This window comes from Sulfuriferula sp. GW1 (assembly GCF_047300855.1).
Classification (GTDB): Bacteria; Pseudomonadota; Gammaproteobacteria; order Burkholderiales; family Sulfuriferulaceae; genus Sulfuriferula.
Map to the genome: position 1 here is coordinate 1,282,656 of NZ_CP170197.1, position 18,325 is coordinate 1,300,980.

Genomic DNA, 18,325 nt, shown 5'->3' on the forward strand with positions numbered 1-18,325 from the left:
ATTTGCACTGGATCCCGTTAATGAGACGAGAATGCCTTTAGGGCAAAAGTCATGGATCTCGCATTGGAATAGCCCAGCCCAGCTATTTTTAAGCATTGCGGGCTGCAATACCCAGTACCGTTTGTATTGGCGTCTTTCAGCAGATCGATTCATAAGTAATCGGTACCAGAAAGTATGTTGCTCTTGGATAAATTAACGTTTTTTTTGCACGCAGTCACTAATATCCTGGCCTGTCTCGTTGAGCTTATTTTGTTATGTGGATTTGTCTGTGACTATTACCCGGGCACTTCCACTCGCCAATCGGATGCTGAGGGATTCATCAATTCGAATTTGATCGCTGCTATGAACAATAACGCCATGCTCGTTTAGCACAATACTGTAACCGCGTTGGAGCACCGCTTCCGGGTTGAGATGGTGCAGGTGACTGACAAGACGAGCGGTATTCTGTCGGGTATGGGTGAGATGCCGGTGCATGGCCCTTACCAGTCCGACAGCCTGGGTAGCCAGTATAGCCTGCCGGGTGGAGAAGTCGGGGCGCGCTTGCTGCAGTCGCCGGGCGAGTACACGCTGGTGCCAGCTGCGCCGTTCCTGTGCGGTTGCCATCGCCTGATGCAGGCGCTGGTTGAGATTGCCAAGGGCAGCTTGGCGTGCTTCCAGTCTACGCCCCGGATGAATGAGCCGACGTGCCAGGTAGTCGAGGTGTTGGCTGAGGGTATCAAGCTGATGCCGTGCCTGACGCAGCAGTCTGGCCTGGTGAAGCGCCAATTTGTGGATCAGGTCGGTGCGATTTGGGCTGACCAGTTCTGCCGCCGCCGTGGGAGTTGGGGCGCGCAGGTCGGCAGCGAAATCGGCGATGGTGAAGTCGGTTTCGTGGCCGATACCGCACACGACGGGGATCGGGCTGGCGATGATGGTACGCGCCACGGCTTCTTCGTTAAACGGCCATAGGTCTTCAATGTTGCCACCCCCCCGGCACAAAATCAGTACATCGCATTCGGCTCTTCGATACGCGCTCTGCAGTGCGGCCACGATCTGCGGCGCGGCGTCCGCTCCCTGAACGGGTGTTGGATACAGCACTATTGGCAAACCCGGCATACGCCGTTTGAGAGTAGTGAGCACATCACGCAATGCTGCCGCCTGGAGCGAGGTGACAATGCCAATGCATTGTGGAAAGCGGGGCAGACTGCGTTTGCGTGCTGACTCAAACAGGCCTTCCCGCTCCAATTTTCCCTTGAGTTGTTCGAACGCTTCGAACAGCGCACCCAGTCCGGCGCGGCGCAACGTATCCACCTGTAGCTGAAATTCGCCGCGCGCTTCATATAGCGTTGGTGTAGCGCGTACTTCCACCTGCATCCCATTTTCCGGCCGCCAGTCAATAAATTGATTGCGGCCTCGAAACATGACGCAGCGCACCTGGGCGCTGGCGTCTTTGAGCGAAAAATACCAATGCCCCGAGGCCGCTCGCGTGAGGTTGGAAATTTCGCCCGCGACCCAGGTTAGCGGAAGCGTTTGTTCCAGCATTTCGCGTGCCAGGCGATTGAGTGCGCTGACACTAAGCGGTGGAGTGAGAGGAGATAACAGGGGGGCGATCATGTTTTTGTCAAGAAGTTCTTCCACAGTCACGGGAATTTAACAGGTGCTTTGAACATAGTGGGTTGATGCAATAGGTGTTTTTTGTAACTTTATGTTTTTAAAAGAAAATTATTAGATTAAAAATACAGCGACGGATAAAAATTCTTTATCCGCTGGTTACTTAGGGGCGTGCCGAACAGGTTACCCACAAAGTTATCCACAGCTTTTGTGGGCAACTTGAAAAAATGCTTACGAGCTGGCATGTTAGCCTTCTCTTTACAGTTGCATTATGAGCAATATGCGCTAAGCAGTGCAAATTGGAAATGGCAATATCGATAGTTCAGTAACGACCCTTGCCCAAACTGGCTTGCCGAGCTAAAGTGACGCACGTTTTCGATTCGGGAGTTCATGCGTGTTAGCCATCATTGAAGCAGCGGGTTGGCCGATCTGGCCGCTGATTTTAGCCTCGGTGCTGACGCTTGCCATCATCATTGAGCGTTTCATTTCTTTGCGCCATAAAGAAGTTGCACCCCGTGGCCTGCTTGAAGGTGTCATCCAGGAATACCGCAAGCAAGGTGTGACTGCGGAAATGCTGGATCGTTTGTCCATGGGGTCACACCTGGCGCGTATTTTTGGTGCGGGTTTACGCAACGCCAAAGCGCCCCGCGAGGTCATGAAAGAGTCCATCGAGGAAGCCGGACGCGCGGCAGCTCACGATCTTGAACGTTTTCTCACCGCACTGGGCACGATTGCCTCGATTGCGCCCTTACTGGGACTGCTCGGCACGGTGATAGGCATGGTGGAAATATTCGGTGCGCAAACACCATCCGGCGGCAACCCGGCGGTACTGGCACATGGTATTTCAATTGCGCTATACAACACTGCTTTTGGTTTGATCGTGGCCATCCCCAGCATGATTTTCTATCGTTTTTTTCGCACCCGTGTAGAAGCCCTGGTGGTTGAGATGGAACAGCAGGCCATCAAGCTGGTGGAAATGGTGCATGGTGAGCGGACATGAATTTCCAGCGCGGACAACATCGGGATGAACCGGAAATCAATTTGATTCCGATGATCGATGTGTTGCTGGTGATTCTGATTTTTCTGATGGTGACCACCACCTACGCAAAATTCTCGGAACTGCAAATCAATCTTCCCCAGGCAGCCGGTGAGCCAGCCAAGGAAAAGCCGGCTCAAATCAATGTGGCTGTCGATGCCGCAGGAAATTACCAGATCAATAATGCCACAGTGAATTTCGCCAATGTGGCGAGTTTATCCGACGCCCTTAAAAAAGCGGCAAGCGGTACAACTGCTCCGGTGATTGTTATAAATGCCGACGCCAAAGCCAACTATCAGTCAGTGATCAACGTGATGGAAGCCGCGCGTGAAGCGGGCTTGGTGCGCGTCACCTTTGCTACCGAACGGGGCCAAGCCCGTTAATTTTCCTGGCTGGCTACCGCCAGCCGTTGTTTCCCGATTCCCGATGAGTCATCCTGCAGCCAATTCCTGGTCCGACCCCTTTGGCAGCAACCGCCTTGGCCTGTGGCTGGCCGATCGGCGCGACCGCAAGGCAGGATTGTTGCATCGCGTTGCTGCCCGGTGGGGCTGGTTAAAACCAATGGGTGAACGTGGCAAGGTGGTATGGCTCATCGCCGGGGCGGAACGCGACAGCGTGCGTCTGGCAGTCGAGCTGCTGCGCGCCATCCGGGCGCGGCGGCTGGATATTCGCCTGGTACTGACTTACGAGCATGAATACCCGGAACTGCTGGCGTTACTGGATGATTGCGACAAGACCGGATGGGGGTATGCGCCGTGCGATCATCCCAAGGCAATCGCGCGGGTACTCGAGCGCTTCGAGCCGTATGGCGTGGTGTTGGTAGATACCCGGCCGCGGCCGAATTTGCTGGCGGCGCTGGCGGGTCGGGCACATTTGCTGGCGGTGAATGTTCCCGGTCAAATCGATTTCGCTTGCGAGCGTGTCTATGCGAGCAATGAATCTGCTAGCGCGATCCACCAGGCCCCCGTCGCTGACATGCACGCAATCCTGACCGAGGCGCAGGTCGATCCCAATTTCAAATCGCTGGTTAATGGCAATACTGAACGCCACTTATGGTGGCTGCATGGCGCCAGCCCCGGCGTTGCGGATGAACTGGCGCAGGCGCTCTTCGCGCACGCGCCGCAGGATATCCTGTTTGTCAGCGGTGAACGCCCGCACGCGGCTGTGATCGCGATGAGTAGTTGGAACCGTGAACCGCCTGCGGGCGGCAGCGTGCTATGGGTGGATGACAACAAGTGGTTGCCGGGGATTGCGGCCGCGGTGACAGCGGCCCATCTGGCACGGTTTGATGCGGCAGTGTTTTGGCAGGCCATGGCGGGCGGTGCGGCATTGTCGCGTGCGCCCGGCATGACTTTGCCCAAAGCCGCACTGGCAGAAGCCGTGCCGGAGATGGCGGATATCGCCGCGTTATGGTTCAGCTACCGGGATGCGCCCATTGCCGCTCGCAATAAAGCCGACACTGCGCGGCGTCTGTTCTGGCAGGAGCGGCGGCTGGCGGAATCGGTGAGCCGCGAACTGGTGGAACGGGTATTTGAATGGTGAGTACCTGGATCACGCGGCAGTGGCAAGGCACTACGCTCTGGCATGCATTGCTGATTCCGTTGAGCTGGGTATTTGGTCTGGCGGCTGCTCTGCGCAGGCAGTTGTATCAACGCGGCGTACTGCACACTTTGAAGTTGCCAATGCCAGTCATCGTGGTTGGCAATATCAACGCCGGGGGCACCGGCAAAACTCCGCTGGTCGCCTGGCTGGCGCAGGAATTGGCAGCGCGTGGCTGGCATCCTGGTGTGATCAGTCGCGGCTATGGAGGCAGTACCCATATTCCGCAGCAGGTCGGCATGCACAGCGATGCGGCGCATGTGGGCGATGAACCCGTGTTGCTGGCGAAGTTGCTCAAATGCCCTGTATGGGTGGGGCGTGACCGTCATGCCGCAGGACGAGCATTGCTGCTTGCCCATCCTCAAGTGGATGTGCTGATTTCCGACGACGGCTTGCAGCATTATCGTCTGGCGCGCGATATGGAAATCGCCGTGGTGGACGGGGCGCGCGGATTTGGCAATGGCCGCTTGCTGCCGGCGGGCCCGCTGCGCGAACCAGTGGTCAGGTTGGCTGCCGTGGATGCCATTGTGGTGAACCAGCCCGAGACGGCGCAGCTGAATTTGCCTGCGCTGCTACCCGTTTATTCGATGCGCATGGAAGGCGCGAGTTTTGTGAACCTCGCGGATCCTTCGCGTAGTGTGAGTGCTGCAGAATTGGCCGGGCATGAAATTCATGCCGTAGCCGGCATCGGTCATCCGCAGCGCTTTTTTGACCAGATTGCTGGCTTGGGCATCAGCGCCCAGTGTCATATTTTCCCGGACCATCATGTCTACCGGGCCGCCGATCTGGCTTACCCTGGCCAGATACTGATGACCAGTAAAGATGCGGTAAAATGTAGCGCATTCGCGCATCAAAACATGTGGGCGCTACCGGTACAGGCGTCCATACAACCCGACCTGATCGGGCTTGTGCTCACCAAACTAGGAAAACGCCATGGATAGCAAACTGCTGGATATTCTTGTCTGCCCGCTGTGCAAGGGTCCACTGGTCTATAAAAAAAACGAACAGGAACTGATCTGCAAACCCGACCGCCTGGCTTTCCCAATTCGTGACGATATTCCGGTGATGCTGGAGGGCGAAGCGCGCAGGCTGGCAGAAACCGAAGAAGTCTGATGTCCGATTTTATCGCCGTCATCCCGGCGCGTTACGCTTCCACGCGCTTGCCTGCCAAGCCGCTGGCTGATATCGCCGGCAAACCGATGGTGGTGCGTGTGGCGGAACGCGCAGCGCAGAGCGGCGCCAGTGCGGTATGGGTGGCGGCAGACGATGAGCGCATCATCACAGCGGTTATGGAACACGGCTATCAGGCCTTGCTGACCGCGAGTCATCATACGTCCGGCACGGATCGTCTGGCGGAAGTGATGGACATGCTGTCCCTGGATGATGACACCATCGTCGTCAACGTACAGGGTGATGAGCCATTGATTGATCCGGTGCTGATTCATGCCGTGGCGCGCGAGTTGCGGTTGCACCCGGAGGCAGTGATGGCGACCGCCTGCCATGCAATTCATGATTACGCGACATTGACTAATCCCAACGTGGTCAAGCTGGTCATGGACGCTGAAGGCTACGCGCTGTATTTCAGCCGTGCGCCGATTCCCTGGCCGCGCGATGCTTTTGCGGCGGGACAAAGCCTGCCGGACGGCCTGCCGGTGTTCCGTCATATCGGACTGTATGCCTATCGGGCAGGTTTTCTTCGACAATACGCCGGGCTCACGCCGGCACCCATCGAACGTTTTGAATCGCTGGAGCAGCTGCGCGTGCTGTGGCACGGCCACAAGATCAGTGTGGCCGTGAGCGAGTTGCCTGCCCAGCCCGGCGTAGATACCGCTGAAGATCTCGCAATGGTGCGCCAGCTATGGGTTTGAAACTGGTTTTATGTTTGAATAAAAAAAATTGACTGTTCAAATCGGCCCTAAATCCAATACCCTCTTGGGCTGTCATACAAAATAAATCATGGAGTAAGAGATGAGACTGATCCTGTTGGGCGGCCCCGGTGCGGGCAAAGGTACACAAGCCAATTACATCAAGGAACGCTATGGCATCCCGCAGATTTCCACGGGCGACATGCTGCGCGCCGCGATTGCCGCCGGCACCGAGATGGGCAAAGCGGCCAAAGCCGTGATGGATGCCGGCCAACTGGTTTCGGACGATATCATCATCGGTCTGGTGAAAGATCGCATCAAACAGGCTGATTGCGCCAAGGGTTTTCTGTTTGACGGGTTTCCGCGCACCATCCCGCAGGCTGAAGCAATGAAGGCCGCTGGCGTACCGATAGATTACGTGGTCGAAATCGACGTGCCGGATGAGGAAATCGTCAAACGCATGTCGGGCCGCCGCGTCCATCCGGCTTCGGGGCGCACTTATCATGTGGTATTCAATCCGCCCAAAGTCGCCGGCAAGGATGATGCGACCGGCGAAGACCTGATCCAGCGCGACGATGACACCGAAGAAACCGTTAAAAAACGCCTCGATGTGTATCACGCACAGACCGAGCCACTGGTGGCCTACTATTCAAAATGGGCGGCAAGTGGTGCGGCGGGGGCGCCGAAATACGTGAAGGTGACAGGTACCGGAAAAGTGGAAGGGATTCGCGATTCCATTTTCCAGGCATTGGGTTAAACCCTCATGGGAAACACTATCGCGGATTTCAGCGATACCGAACGCAGCATTGTGGAGCGTGCGGTCAAGGAACGCTATGGGCACGATGTGCCAGTGGAAGTCGCTGACACCGAACTGCGCATGTATCCGGAAGACCGCGAACTGACCACATGCCCATGCCTGTTCTGGAAACAGCGTGATTGCAGTTTCGTGATCGCCAAGGTGGGCGAAGGACGCTTCCGCAGCATGTTTTTCTACCGGGTGCATCAGATGTTCGGCACCGGGCGCGAGGAATACGATGACCTCGGCGATTGTGTGCTGGTATTGCTGAGAGTGCAAGCCGACCACGAAAAAGAACAGGCCGGAGTGACTTCAGGAAAAACCGGTAAAGACATCAGTTAAAACCATACGCCAGCAGAGCAATCCGCTGGCGTTTTTTATTTAGCATGGAGAAAACATAAATGGCGAAAAAAAATGCCTTCTACGCACAATCCGGCGGCGTCACTGCAGTTATCAATGCATCGGCTTGCGGGGTGATTCAAACCGCACGCAAACACAAGGACAAGATCGGCAAGGTCTATGCAGGCCGCAACGGCATTATCGGAGCGTTGACCGAAGACCTGATCGATACCAGCAAGGAAACCGATGCGGCCATTGCCGCGCTGCGCTCCACGCCCTCCGGGGCGTTCGGTTCATGCCGCTTCAAGCTGAAAAGCCTGGAAGCCAACAAGCGCGAATACGAACGCCTGATCGAAGTGTTCAAGGCGCATAACATCGGTTATTTTTTCTATAATGGCGGCGGCGATTCCGCAGACACCTGCTTCAAGGTCTCGCAATTGTCCGAATCCATGGGTTACCCGATCCAGGCTATCCACGTGCCCAAGACCGTGGACAACGACCTGCCCATTACCGACTGCTGCCCCGGCTTCGGCTCGGTAGCCAAGTACATTGCCGTGTCTACGCTGGAAGCTTCGTATGACGTGCGCTCCATGGCCAAGACGTCGACCAAGGTATTCGTGATCGAGGTGATGGGTCGCCATGCTGGCTGGATTGCGGCAGCGGGCGGCCTGGTGGCTGAGCAGGGTATCCCGGTGGTCATCCTGTTCCCGGAAATCGAATTCGATCAGAAAAAATTCCTCGCTGCGGTGAAGAAAAAAGTCGAGGAATTCGGTTATTGCACGATTGTGGTGTCCGAGGGTTGCCACTATCCCGATGGCAAGTTCCTTGCCGAACAAGGTACCCGCGATGCTTTCGGTCATGCCCAACTGGGTGGCGCTGCACCGGTGGTGGCCAATATGATCAAGGAAGCGCACGGTTACAAGTTCCACTGGGCAGTGGCGGATTACCTGCAACGTTCGGCGCGGCACATCGCCTCCAAGACTGATGTGAAACAGGCTTACGAGTTGGGTAAAAAGGTCGTTGAGCTGGCCATCAAGGGGCACAATTCGGTGATGCCGACGGTGGATCGCATCTCCGATTCGCCCTACAAATACAAGATCGGCATGGCGCCTCTGTCCAAGGTCGCCAACGTCGAGAAATTCATGCCGCGCGACTTCATCAGCAAGGATGGCTATGGCATTACCGAAAAATGCCGTCGTTACCTGGCGCCGCTGATTCAGGGCGAGGACTATCCAAAATATGAAAACGGCTTGCCGCAATATGTGACATTGAAGAATGTGGCAGTGGCGAAAAAATTGAAGCCGTTTTCAATTTGATGCGCGCACAACTCTAAACCCAAAAAATCCACGATGACCCTAGACCGCGCGCGTCAGTTGCTTGCTGTCCAAGCCGATTTTGGCGGCTTTTATAACGGTAATTCCGCCAAGCTTATCCTCTCGGAAGTGCAGCGTGAGCATGGTCAGGAGGCTGTCGATCAATTAATACAGGAGTTGAATCTCACCGAAATTTTCGGCTTTGAGCCGGGTATGCGTTTTGAGGGTGGTCTTGCCATCGGCAAGCCGTACTGAAAAAGATAAAAAGTCGCAGGGCAATGAGCCGGCCGGAACAGGCTCCGATTTGCACAAGTAGTCCAAGGAGGGATGAAGTATGTCGGATGGTCTAGTATTGGCGCTCGCTTGCGCTGTTTTTGCCATAATCTATGGCCTGGTTTCCATTAAATGGGTGCTGGCCAAACCCACCGGAAACGAGCGCATGCGTGAAATTGCGGCGGCGATTCAGGAAGGCGCACAAGCCTATCTCAATCGTCAGTACCGCACCATAGGCATGGTGGGTGTGGTGTTGTTCGTGCTTATTTTTATATTCCTCGGAAAACTCACAGCGGCGGGTTTCGCGCTGGGCGCGATACTCTCCGCTGCGGCAGGCTACATCGGCATGAATATCTCGGTGCGTGCCAACGTGCGCACTGCCGAAGCCGCGCGTGAAGGACTGAATCCGGCATTGAAAGTGGCATTCCGCAGCGGCGCGATTACCGGCATGCTGGTTGTGGGTCTGGGTTTGTTGGGAGTGGCGGGGTTTTATGCTTTTCTGACGGCGATCACGCCGGCAGGTGAGGTGGTCAACATTTCGCCGCTGATCGGTCTGGGCTTTGGCGGCTCGCTGATTTCTATTTTTGCGCGGCTGGGTGGCGGCATTTTCACCAAGGGTGCGGATGTGGGCGCCGATCTGGTCGGCAAGGTGGAAGCAGGCATTCCCGAAGATGACCCGCGCAACCCGGCTGTCATCGCCGACAACGTGGGCGACAACGTGGGCGATTGCGCCGGCATGGCGGCCGACCTGTTCGAGACCTACGCCGTGACCATCATCGCCACCATGTTGCTGGGTGGACTGATGCTGCATACCGCGGGTACCGGCGCGATGATTTATCCGCTGGTATTGGGCGGTGTATCCATCGTCGCCTCGGTGATCGGCACGTTTTTCGTCAATGCACGGGAAGGCGGAAAAATCATGAACGCCCTCTACCGCGGCCTGATCGTGTCGGGCGTGCTGGCGGCCGTTGCGTTCTACCCGGTCACGCAATGGCTGATGGCCGACAATGGCAGCTACAGCGTGATGAGTCTGTATCTGTGCGGCCTGGTCGGGCTCGGGTTGACGGCGGCGATGGTGCTGATTACCGAGTACTACACCGCTACTGAATACGCACCGGTACGCCATATCGCCCAGGCTTCCACAACGGGTCACGGTACCAACGTGATCGCCGGGCTGGGCGTGTCGATGCGTTCTACCGCTGCACCCGTCCTGGCCGTGTGCGTGGCCATTCTCGTATCCTATCAACTGGCGGGTTTATATGGGATCGCCATTGCGGCTACCGGCATGCTGTCCATGACCGGCATCATCGTGGCGCTGGATGCTTATGGCCCTGTTACTGATAATGCAGGCGGTATCGCGGAAATGGCTGATTTGCCTGACAGCGTGCGCGCGATCACCGATCCGCTGGATGCCGTGGGCAACACCACCAAAGCGGTCACCAAAGGCTATGCAATTGGTTCAGCCGGTCTGGCAGCGCTGGTGCTGTTTGCCGACTACACCCATACCTTGCAACACGCCGGCAAACTGGTGGACTTTTCCTTGTCTGACCCCGCGGTGATTATCGGCTTGTTCATAGGCGGCATGGTGCCGTACCTGTTCGGCGCCATGGGTATGGAGGCGGTGGGTCGTGCAGCTGGCAGCGTAGTGGTGGAAGTGCGCCGCCAGTTCAAGGAAATCCCCGGCATCATGGCGGGTACCGCCAAGCCGGATTATTCCAGGGCTGTGGATATGCTCACCCGTGCCGCGATCAAGGAAATGATGATCCCATCGCTTCTGCCGGTGCTGGTGCCTATTGTGGTAGCGCTGGGCATGACGGCTTTGATGGGCCCGGGCGCCGGCACCAAGGCGCTGGGCGGTGTGCTGATGGGCTCCATCGTCACCGGCATATTCGTAGCCATTTCGATGACCACCGGCGGCGGCGCCTGGGATAATGCCAAGAAATATATCGAAGAAGGTAATTTCGGCGGCAAAGGATCGGAAGCCCACAAGGCCGCGGTGACCGGTGATACCGTGGGTGACCCTTACAAGGACACGGCCGGACCGGCCATCAACCCGCTGATCAAGATCATCAACATTGTGGCGTTGCTGATTGTGCCGCTGCTGCATTAACAATGCCGGGATATTGATTGTGCTGCGGCAGTAAGTCTAAGCATAATGAAACGAAGTAGGCCAGACGCGAGTCTGGCCTTTTACTTTGTGATTGTGTGGCGGCAATTAGTAAAAATATGAATTAGCATATATTCACAGGAGTGGTCCGCCGAGTGCACACGCCACGTTATGGCACCAGGCCATAAGCACTTGGCTACGGCTGATTAGGCTGATCTGGATGTGAAAAAGGCCGTAAACCTGGCATTTATTTTGGTTTACGGCCTTTGTCGGACTTCTTTGGAATTGCTGATGGTGCCGATGACCGGAATCGAACTGGTGACCTTCGCATTACGAATGCGCTGCTCTACCAACTGAGCTACATCGGCACAAGGCGTGGATTATAGAGAATGGCCGGGTATACGGCAATCTTGTTTGGAGGGAAATCCTTCAGAATCGATTCCATGGTTGAACTATATAGGCAAGACGGGGGATAATCGCGCCTTTCGCCCATAGATAAATCCATGACGCTATCCGAACACGATTTGCGCGACCATTTTTCCGAGACGTGGCTGGCCCGCGGGCGCGAACTGGTCTGGCGGGAACGCGTGCTGGACATGGAGTGCAGTGAGGACAAGCGCTACATGTCAGCGCGGGTGCAAGGTTCGCGCACGCAGCCTTATCCGGTGACTATCCGTGTGAATCACAGCCCGAAAGGCTGGTATCCGGTAGGGCACTGCGGATGCCCGGTAGGGTACAACTGCAAACACGTTGCGGCAGTGCTGATTGCGGCATTGGGAGAGGGCGGGCAATCGGTGGAAGGCGTCCCGGCAGGTTTGGACAACTGGTTGCAGCGACTCGGGGTGGCGGCACAGGCTGCCAGTCCGGAGGGGCAGTTTTCTCCGGAAGTGCAGGATCGTTTGCTGTATGTGATTGAGCCATTGGTTGACGGGCGTCTGGTGGTGCGTCTGATGAAGGCGCGCTTGCTGCAGAAGGGCGGCTATGGCTCGGCCAAGCCATGGTCGGGCTTCAAGTCTTTATACAACCCCAACCCGCCGCAATTTGTTTCGCCAGTCGACTGGGATGCGGTTGAATTACTGCGTACGCTGGAACGCGGAATGGACGTCGATCCGAGTTTTTATCTGAGCGGTCATCGCGGTGCCCTCGCGTTACGCCAGTTGCTATCGACCGGGCGCGCATTCTGGCAGTCCGCCGAAACGTCGCCGCTGCGCTATCAGGGTGTACGCCCGGCCACAGTGGTTTGGGTAGATGCAATGGATGGTGACCAGCGTTTGACGTTGCAGCCGCAGCCTCCAGCCCAGGTGCTGGCGCTGGCGCCTCCCTGGTGGCTGGATCCAGCCACTTACGAATGTGGCGAACTGGAATCCGGGCTGGTTGATGCGGTCGCCGAAGCCATTGCCAACGCGCCCGCTGTGCCCGTGCAGGCAATGGAAGACGTCGCCCAGCGTCTGGCACAGATTCCTGCTGCCTTGCCGGCGCCGGCGCGTTTGCAGACCCGTCATATCGACAGTGTGATTCCGACACCGGTACTCAGGCTCACCAGCCAGCAAATGGATGGGCCGCCTCTTGTGCATTATGGCTGGCAGCGCCCGGGACAGACGGTACATGTGGATCTGGCGCGACTGGAATTCGATTACCAGGGGACTCGCGTCAATATTCATACAGCAGGCGACAGTGTGAATCGCCGTGTAGGCGAAGAGTTACTCGCCATGCAGCGGCATCAGGCGACTGAACGCGCGGCACTGCAACGGCTCGAGGCTCTGGATTTCTTTTCGGCCAAGCGTCTTGATCTGCCAGGTGCGAGCAAGCTTGGCGATGCATTTACTTTGGAAGACGAAGATAGCTGGGCGGATTTCGCCATGCAGCACTTGCCGGAACTGGTCGAGGCTGGCTGGCGCATTGAGAGCACACCGGAATTCCGTTGGGATATTGCCGAGGCGGAAGATGAATGGGATGCCGATCTGGAAGAAACTTCCGGTACCGACTGGTTTGGCCTGGAGCTGGGCATCACTGTGGCGGGCGAGCGCATCAGTCTGCTGCCGATTCTGGCCGGGCTGGTCCGCGATTTAAGCGACGAGGCACATGCCGCGCTGCTGCGGGGTGAGGCGCCGGTAACCGGGCATTATCTGGCGGCGTTGCCCTCCGGCAAAAAAATTGCCCTGCCTGCCGAGCGTGTGCGCGGCCTGCTGTCGGTGCTGGTGGAGCTGTTTGATGGGGATGCACTGGATGGTGCCGGGCGCCTGGAGATGAACGCGGTACACGCCGCGCGTCTGGCTGATATCGATTCGGCAGCGCGGCTCCGCTGGCTCAGTGGCGACAAGTTGCTGGAGCTGGGTCGCAAGCTCCGTGAATTTTCCGGTGTCATGCCGGTGGCGCCGCCCGTCGGCTTGCATGCCGAGTTGCGTCCTTATCAACAGGACGGACTCAATTGGCTGCAATTCTTGCGCGAATATCAACTGGGCGGCGTACTTGGCGATGACATGGGGTTGGGTAAAACCCTGCAAGCCCTGGCCCACGTTCTGGCTGAAAAAGAAGCGGGCCGGGCCGATCGTCCCAGCCTGGTCGTTGCACCCACCAGCCTGATGTTCAACTGGCGCCGCGAGGCGAGCCGATTTACCCCGGGTTTACGCGTGCTGATTTTGCATGGACCGGATCGAGCAGCGCATTTTGACAATATCAACGATTATGATTTGGTGCTGACCACGTACGCCCTGTTACCGCGCGATAGTGCAGCGTTGGCCGAATGCCAGTTTCACTTGCTGATACTGGATGAGGCGCATTTCATCAAAAATCCTAAAGCCCAGGCCACCCAGGTGGTGCACAAGCTGGTGGCGCGCCACCGCCTGGCGCTTACCGGCACGCCGATGGAAAACCATCTGGGCGAACTGTGGTCGCTGTTTCACTTTCTGGTACCGGGATTGCTGGGCAGCGAGGCGCAGTTCAAGCGCGTATTCCGTAACCCGATCGAAAAATATCACGACACCCTGTGCCGCGATGCTTTGGCGCGACGGGTTGCGCCATTTTTGCTGCGTCGCACAAAAGCCGAAGTGGCGCAGGACCTGCCCGCCAAGACCGACATTCCGCGTACCTGCGAGCTCAGCGGTGCCCAGCGGGATCTGTATGAAACCATACGCGCGACCATGCAGGACAAAGTACGCAACGCGATAGCCGAGCAGGGCTTCAAAAAGAGTCAGATAGTGATTCTTGATGCGTTGCTGAAACTGCGTCAGGTATGTTGCGACCCACGCCTGCTGGCGATTCCCGCGGCGCGCAAGGTGAAGGAGTCCGCCAAGCTGGAATTGCTCATGGCGTTGTTGCCGGAGATGCTTGCGGAAGGCCGTCGCATTCTGCTGTTTTCTCAATTCACCAGCATGTTGACCCTGATCGAGCAGGAGCTGGATGAGCGCGAAATCGATTTCGTCAAACTGACCGGGCAAACGCGTGACCGCGAGACGCCGGTGAATCGCTTTCAGGCGGGTGAAGTGCCGCTGTTCCTGATCAGCCTCAAGGCGGGCGGCACAGGCCTCAATCTGACTGCTGCCGATACCGTGATTCACTATGATCCGTGGTGGAACCCGGCGGTGGAAGACCAGGCTACCGGACGCGCACATCGTATCGGGCAGCTCAATCCGGTGTTTGTGTACAAGCTTTATACCGAGGGCACGGTGGAGGAGAAGATTCTTGCGCTGCAGGAGCGTAAGCGCAGCATGGTTGCAGGTGTTCTGGGAGATGGCGAGCACGCCGCCACAACATTGACGGCGGAGGATTTGCGGGTGATGTTTGAGCCGTTAGGCTAGCTGCTCCTGGGCTTGAGCGATAGCGCCGGGACGAATGCGCACGATAATGTCCACACCTTCTGTGACCACACCCTCAGGTAATTGCGGTAGACCGCAAATCGTGACGCCCTCTGCATCAATGTCGGTCAGCTCGCCGCTGGTTACATTGTAAAAATGATGATGCAGTTGGGTATTGGGATCGTAGAAAACCTTGTTCGGATCCACGATTACTTCGCGGATCAGCTTCTTTTCCAGAAACAGATTGAGTGTGTTGTATACCGTGGCCTTGGAAGTTTCCGAATGGCGGTCGTTGACAATGGCCATGATCTGATCGGCAGACAAATGTTGCTGGCGTGAAAATAACGCGTAGGCAATCTCGATACGCTGATGGGTCGGATTGATGTCGTGGCTGCGTAGTAATTCCGCCATGTTGTCGCGGCTGTATTGTTGCATCTTCATGTCCATAGCTTCTGTTTGCCTTTTGTATCCAGCTTGCGAATATTACAATACTAATCCAAAATCTGGACTCTGTCTAATTCAGGGTCTTGGCATAATTAGCGCTGAATTCAGGGCCTTTGCCGGTATAATATCGAACTGTAATTGCTGAAGCCTACTGCTGTTTATAGATTGATAAAGACCATGCTGACTATCCAACGGCTGACTACCCGTTCGCCGCAGTTTCAATCCGAACTTGACCGCCTGCTTGCCTTCGAAAGTGGTCAGGATGCAGCGATCGAACGTACGGTGGAAGATATCCTGATCCATGTGCGTCGCGATGGCGATGCCGCTGTGCTTGAATACACCAAGCGTTTCGACCGTCTGGATGTTGACACCATGGCGCAGCTGGAGTTGCCGATCGCCAGTTTGCACGCTGCCCTCGACAAGCTGCCGCAAATTCAGCGTGATGCGCTGGAAGCCGCTGCCGCGCGTGTCAGGGCCTACCATGAGCATCAGGTGATGCAATCGTGGACTTACACCGAGGCCGACGGTACCGTGCTGGGCCAGCAAGTGACCGCGCTGGATCGCGTCGGTCTGTATGTGCCGGGCGGCAAGGCTGCGTATCCGTCGTCGGTGCTGATGAATGCAATACCGGCCAAGGTGGCGGGTGTGGACGAACTCATCATGGTGGTGCCTACCCCCGACGGCGTGCAGAACGAACTGGTACTGGCGGCTGCCGCGGTGGCTGGGGTCACGCGTGTATTCACCATTGGTGGCGCGCAGGCGGTAGCCGCGTTGGCCTATGGCACCGCCACCATCCCGCAGGTGGATAAAATCGTCGGACCCGGCAATGCCTACGTGGCCGCAGCCAAGCGTCGTGTGTTCGGCACTGTTGGCATAGACATGGTGGCCGGACCATCTGAAATTCTGGTGATTTGCGATGGCAAGACCAATCCGGACTGGATTGCGATGGATTTGTTCTCGCAGGCGGAGCACGACGAGCTGGCGCAATCCATCCTGCTTTGTCCCGATGCGGCCTTTATAGACGCCGTGACAGCCAGTATCCATAAGCTTCTGCCGGAAATGCCGCGTCGCGAAGTCATTGAAGCCTCGCTCGGTGATCGCGGCATACTGATCGAGGTACGCGACCTGGATGAAGCCATCGCCATTGCCAACCACATCGCACCCGAGCACCTGGAGCTGTCGGTGGATCAGCCCGAAGTGTGGGCGGCAAGGATCAAACACGCCGGCGCGATTTTCATGGGGCGCACTACCTGCGAGGCGCTGGGCGATTATTGCGCCGGACCCAACCACGTATTGCCGACTTCGCGCACCGCGCGTTTTTCCAGTCCGCTGGGAGTGTATGATTTCCAGAAGCGCACCAGCCTGATCCAGGTATCGGAGCAAGGCGCGCGGACGTTGGGGCAAATTGCCGCCACATTGGCCTATGGCGAGGGCTTGCAGGCGCACGCCCGTTCAGCTGAATATCGCATCATCACGGATTGATTTTATGAGTCGTTTCTGGAGCCAGGTGGTACATGGGCTGACCCCCTATGTGCCTGGCGAGCAGCCCAAACTGGGCAATCTGGTCAAGCTGAATACCAACGAGAATCCTTATGGTCCAGGTTTGCGTGTGCTGGAGGCACTACGCGCAGAAGCCGCAGACAGTTTGCGCCTATACCCGGATCCGAACAGCGAGCGTCTCAGGCAGGCGATTGCCGAATATCATGACATCGAGCTGGCCAACATATTTGTTGGGAACGGCTCGGATGAAATATTGGCCCACGCGTTTCACGCATTGCTCAAGCATGATTTGCCCATTCTGTTTCCGGATATTACCTATAGTTTTTATCCAGTGTATTGTGGTCTGTACGGCATCGAATATATCGAAGTTCCGCTCACCGGCAGTTTTGAAATATGTGTGAATGATTACCTGCGACCGAATGGCGGCATTGTTTTCCCGAATCCGAACGCGCCCACCGGCCGTGCGTTGGCGCTGAGCGAGATTGAACGACTGTTGCGGGCTAACCCTGATTCGGTGGTGGTGGTGGATGAGGCATATGTCGATTTCGGTGCCGAGTCGTGCGTTAGTCTGGTCAAGCGCTTCCCGCAGCTGCTGGTCACGCATACGCTGTCTAAATCGCGCTCGCTGGCAGGCTTGCGTGTCGGATACGCGGTGGGGAACGCCGAGTTGATCGAGGCGCTCGACCGCGTCAAGGATAGTTTCAATTCCTATCCATTGGGTCGACCCGCACAGGCGGGTGCTACGGCCGCCATGCAGGACCGTGCTTACTTCGAATCGACCTGCCGCAAGGTCATCGGTACGCGTGAAAAACTCGTTGCAAGCCTGCAATCACTCGGGTTTGAAGTATTGCCTTCGGCAGCGAACTTTGTCCTGACCCGCCACCCGCAGTATGATGGCAAGGAATTGACAGCGAAATTGCGCGAACGCAGTATTATTGTGAGGCATTTCAGCAAGCCGGAACGCATTGCACCATTCATGCGGGTTACCATAGGAACCGACGTGCAGTGTGCTGCGTTGGTGGATGCATTGGCAGATATTCTGCGCAAGCCCGTTTAATTTCGAGCATTCAATAAAATAATCATGCGTACAGCCCAAGTAACCCGTAACACCCTGGAGACCCAGATCAGCGTAACGCTCAATCTGGATGGTAGTGGTAACGGTCGCTTCCAGACCGGCGTGCCCTTTCTCGACCATATGCTTGATCAGATTGCCCGCCACGGTGTGATGGATATCGAAATTGACGCTGCCGGGGATCTCCACATCGATGCTCACCATACCGTGGAAGACATCGGCATTACCATGGGGCAGGCATTCGCCAAGGCTATTGGTGACAAGAAGGGTGTGCGTCGTTACGGTCATGCCTACGTGCCGCTGGACGAAGCTTTATCGCGCGTGGTGCTGGATTTGTCCGGGCGTCCCGGGCTGGAATATCACGTGAAATATACGCGCGCCGCCATTGGAGCCTTCGATGTCGACCTGATCCACGAATTCTTTCAGGGCTTCACCAATCATGCGGGCGTGACGCTGCACATCGATAACCTGCGCGGCGCCAACGCCCACCATCAGGCAGAAACCATTTTCAAGGCATTTGGCCGCGCCCTGCGCATGGCGGTGGAAGCCGACCCGCGCATGGGAGGGGTGATGCCTTCCACCAAAGGCAGTCTCTGA

Annotated in this window: 17 protein-coding genes and 1 tRNA gene; 15 read left to right on the top strand and 3 right to left on the bottom strand. The window is 56.8% G+C overall.

What is annotated here, in order from left to right:
• Positions 1-252 precede the first annotated feature (252 nt).
• Positions 253-1,593 (bottom strand): exodeoxyribonuclease VII large subunit, encoded by a 1,341-nt coding sequence (gene xseA, locus ACFDAU_RS06450; protein WP_413439172.1) that lies wholly within the window; start codon positions 1,591-1,593, stop codon positions 253-255.
• A 391-nt stretch (positions 1,594-1,984) separates the two neighbouring features.
• On the opposite strand from xseA, the gene ACFDAU_RS06455 reads away from it, so the two are divergent.
• The 11 genes from ACFDAU_RS06455 (at position 1,985) to ACFDAU_RS06505 (ending at position 10,921) form a co-directional block, all read left to right on the top strand.
• Positions 1,985-2,590 carry a MotA/TolQ/ExbB proton channel family protein gene (locus tag ACFDAU_RS06455; RefSeq protein WP_413439173.1) on the top strand — a complete coding sequence of 202 codons (606 nt, stop codon included), beginning with the start codon at positions 1,985-1,987 and terminating at the stop codon, positions 2,588-2,590.
• Entirely contained in the window at positions 2,587-3,009 is a 423-nt protein-coding gene (locus tag ACFDAU_RS06460; protein WP_413439174.1) for an ExbD/TolR family protein, read from the top strand. The genes ACFDAU_RS06455 and ACFDAU_RS06460 overlap by 4 nt, the downstream gene beginning before the upstream one ends.
• Positions 3,010-3,052: 43 nt before the next feature.
• Positions 3,053-4,168 (top strand): glycosyltransferase N-terminal domain-containing protein, encoded by a 1,116-nt coding sequence (locus ACFDAU_RS06465; RefSeq protein ID WP_413439175.1) that lies wholly within the window; start codon positions 3,053-3,055, stop codon positions 4,166-4,168.
• On the top strand, positions 4,162-5,166 hold the full coding sequence (gene lpxK / locus ACFDAU_RS06470; protein WP_413439176.1) for a tetraacyldisaccharide 4'-kinase: 1,005 nt from the start codon (positions 4,162-4,164) through the stop codon (positions 5,164-5,166). The genes ACFDAU_RS06465 and lpxK overlap by 7 nt, the downstream gene beginning before the upstream one ends.
• A complete protein-coding gene (locus tag ACFDAU_RS06475) occupies positions 5,159-5,338 on the top strand; it encodes a Trm112 family protein (RefSeq protein WP_124706301.1) in 180 nt (59 codons plus the stop codon). Before lpxK ends, ACFDAU_RS06475 begins: the two co-directional genes overlap by 8 nt.
• On the top strand, positions 5,338-6,093 hold the full coding sequence (gene kdsB / locus ACFDAU_RS06480; protein ID WP_413439177.1) for a 3-deoxy-manno-octulosonate cytidylyltransferase: 756 nt from the start codon (positions 5,338-5,340) through the stop codon (positions 6,091-6,093). Before ACFDAU_RS06475 ends, kdsB begins: the two co-directional genes overlap by 1 nt.
• Before the next feature lie 100 nt (positions 6,094-6,193).
• Complete coding sequence (gene adk, locus ACFDAU_RS06485) at positions 6,194-6,847, top strand: adenylate kinase (protein WP_124706299.1); 654 nt, start codon at positions 6,194-6,196, stop codon at positions 6,845-6,847.
• Positions 6,848-6,853: 6 nt separating this feature from the next.
• Positions 6,854-7,228: a hypothetical protein gene (locus ACFDAU_RS06490; protein WP_413439178.1), complete on the top strand. Its 375-nt coding sequence runs from the start codon at positions 6,854-6,856 to the stop codon at positions 7,226-7,228.
• Positions 7,229-7,287: 59 nt separating this feature from the next.
• A complete protein-coding gene (locus ACFDAU_RS06495) occupies positions 7,288-8,541 on the top strand; it encodes a 6-phosphofructokinase (protein ID WP_413439179.1) in 1,254 nt (417 codons plus the stop codon).
• 33 nt (positions 8,542-8,574) lie between these two features.
• Entirely contained in the window at positions 8,575-8,793 is a 219-nt protein-coding gene (locus ACFDAU_RS06500) for a hypothetical protein (protein WP_413439180.1), read from the top strand.
• A 79-nt stretch (positions 8,794-8,872) separates the two neighbouring features.
• A complete protein-coding gene (locus tag ACFDAU_RS06505) occupies positions 8,873-10,921 on the top strand; it encodes a sodium-translocating pyrophosphatase (protein ID WP_413439181.1) in 2,049 nt (682 codons plus the stop codon).
• A 289-nt stretch (positions 10,922-11,210) separates the two neighbouring features.
• On the opposite strand, the gene ACFDAU_RS06510 is transcribed toward ACFDAU_RS06505, so the two are convergent.
• Positions 11,211-11,286: transfer RNA gene (locus tag ACFDAU_RS06510), tRNA-Thr, on the bottom strand.
• Between the two features lie 135 nt (positions 11,287-11,421).
• Here ACFDAU_RS06510 and ACFDAU_RS06515 point away from each other — a divergent pair.
• The gene (locus ACFDAU_RS06515) at positions 11,422-14,715 is read left to right on the top strand and encodes an SNF2-related protein (RefSeq protein ID WP_413439182.1); all 3,294 of its coding nucleotides are present in this window, start codon (positions 11,422-11,424) and stop codon (positions 14,713-14,715) included.
• On the opposite strand, the gene ACFDAU_RS06520 is transcribed toward ACFDAU_RS06515, so the two are convergent.
• Positions 14,707-15,153, bottom strand: a complete 447-nt coding sequence (locus ACFDAU_RS06520) for a Fur family transcriptional regulator (protein WP_413439183.1) — start codon at positions 15,151-15,153, stop codon at positions 14,707-14,709. The two genes, ACFDAU_RS06515 and ACFDAU_RS06520, sit on opposite strands and share 9 nt — an antisense overlap.
• Positions 15,154-15,336: 183 nt before the next feature.
• Between ACFDAU_RS06520 and hisD the strand changes: the two genes are divergently transcribed.
• From hisD to hisB, 3 genes are read left to right on the top strand one after another with little or no spacing between them, the layout of a single operon-like run.
• Entirely contained in the window at positions 15,337-16,638 is a 1,302-nt protein-coding gene (hisD, locus tag ACFDAU_RS06525; RefSeq protein ID WP_413439513.1) for a histidinol dehydrogenase, read from the top strand.
• A gap of 4 nt (positions 16,639-16,642) precedes the next feature.
• Positions 16,643-17,713 (top strand): histidinol-phosphate transaminase, encoded by a 1,071-nt coding sequence (gene hisC / locus ACFDAU_RS06530; RefSeq protein ID WP_413439184.1) that lies wholly within the window; start codon positions 16,643-16,645, stop codon positions 17,711-17,713.
• Positions 17,714-17,737: 24 nt separating this feature from the next.
• Positions 17,738-18,325: an imidazoleglycerol-phosphate dehydratase HisB gene (gene hisB, locus ACFDAU_RS06535; protein ID WP_124706288.1), complete on the top strand. Its 588-nt coding sequence runs from the start codon at positions 17,738-17,740 to the stop codon at positions 18,323-18,325.

Bases quoted from the DNA above. Each gene is read 5' to 3' on its own strand.
- kdsB (WP_413439177.1), top strand. From the start codon at position 5,338: ATGTCCGATTTTATCGCCGTCATCCCGGCGCGTTACGCTTCCACGCGC.
- ACFDAU_RS06515 (WP_413439182.1), top strand. From the start codon at position 11,422: ATGACGCTATCCGAACACGATTTGCGCGACCATTTTTCCGAGACGTGG.
- ACFDAU_RS06520 (WP_413439183.1), bottom strand. From the start codon at position 15,153: ATGAAGATGCAACAATACAGCCGCGACAACATGGCGGAATTACTACGC.
- ACFDAU_RS06475 (WP_124706301.1), top strand. From the start codon at position 5,159: ATGGATAGCAAACTGCTGGATATTCTTGTCTGCCCGCTGTGCAAGGGT.
- hisB (WP_124706288.1), top strand. From the start codon at position 17,738: ATGCGTACAGCCCAAGTAACCCGTAACACCCTGGAGACCCAGATCAGC.
- ACFDAU_RS06500 (WP_413439180.1), top strand. From the start codon at position 8,575: ATGACCCTAGACCGCGCGCGTCAGTTGCTTGCTGTCCAAGCCGATTTT.
- adk (WP_124706299.1), top strand. From the start codon at position 6,194: ATGAGACTGATCCTGTTGGGCGGCCCCGGTGCGGGCAAAGGTACACAA.
- xseA (WP_413439172.1), bottom strand. From the start codon at position 1,593: ATGATCGCCCCCCTGTTATCTCCTCTCACTCCACCGCTTAGTGTCAGC.
- hisC (WP_413439184.1), top strand. From the start codon at position 16,643: ATGAGTCGTTTCTGGAGCCAGGTGGTACATGGGCTGACCCCCTATGTG.
- ACFDAU_RS06495 (WP_413439179.1), top strand. From the start codon at position 7,288: ATGGCGAAAAAAAATGCCTTCTACGCACAATCCGGCGGCGTCACTGCA.
- ACFDAU_RS06505 (WP_413439181.1), top strand. From the start codon at position 8,873: ATGTCGGATGGTCTAGTATTGGCGCTCGCTTGCGCTGTTTTTGCCATA.
- lpxK (WP_413439176.1), top strand. From the start codon at position 4,162: ATGGTGAGTACCTGGATCACGCGGCAGTGGCAAGGCACTACGCTCTGG.
- ACFDAU_RS06490 (WP_413439178.1), top strand. From the start codon at position 6,854: ATGGGAAACACTATCGCGGATTTCAGCGATACCGAACGCAGCATTGTG.
- ACFDAU_RS06460 (WP_413439174.1), top strand. From the start codon at position 2,587: ATGAATTTCCAGCGCGGACAACATCGGGATGAACCGGAAATCAATTTG.
- ACFDAU_RS06465 (WP_413439175.1), top strand. From the start codon at position 3,053: ATGAGTCATCCTGCAGCCAATTCCTGGTCCGACCCCTTTGGCAGCAAC.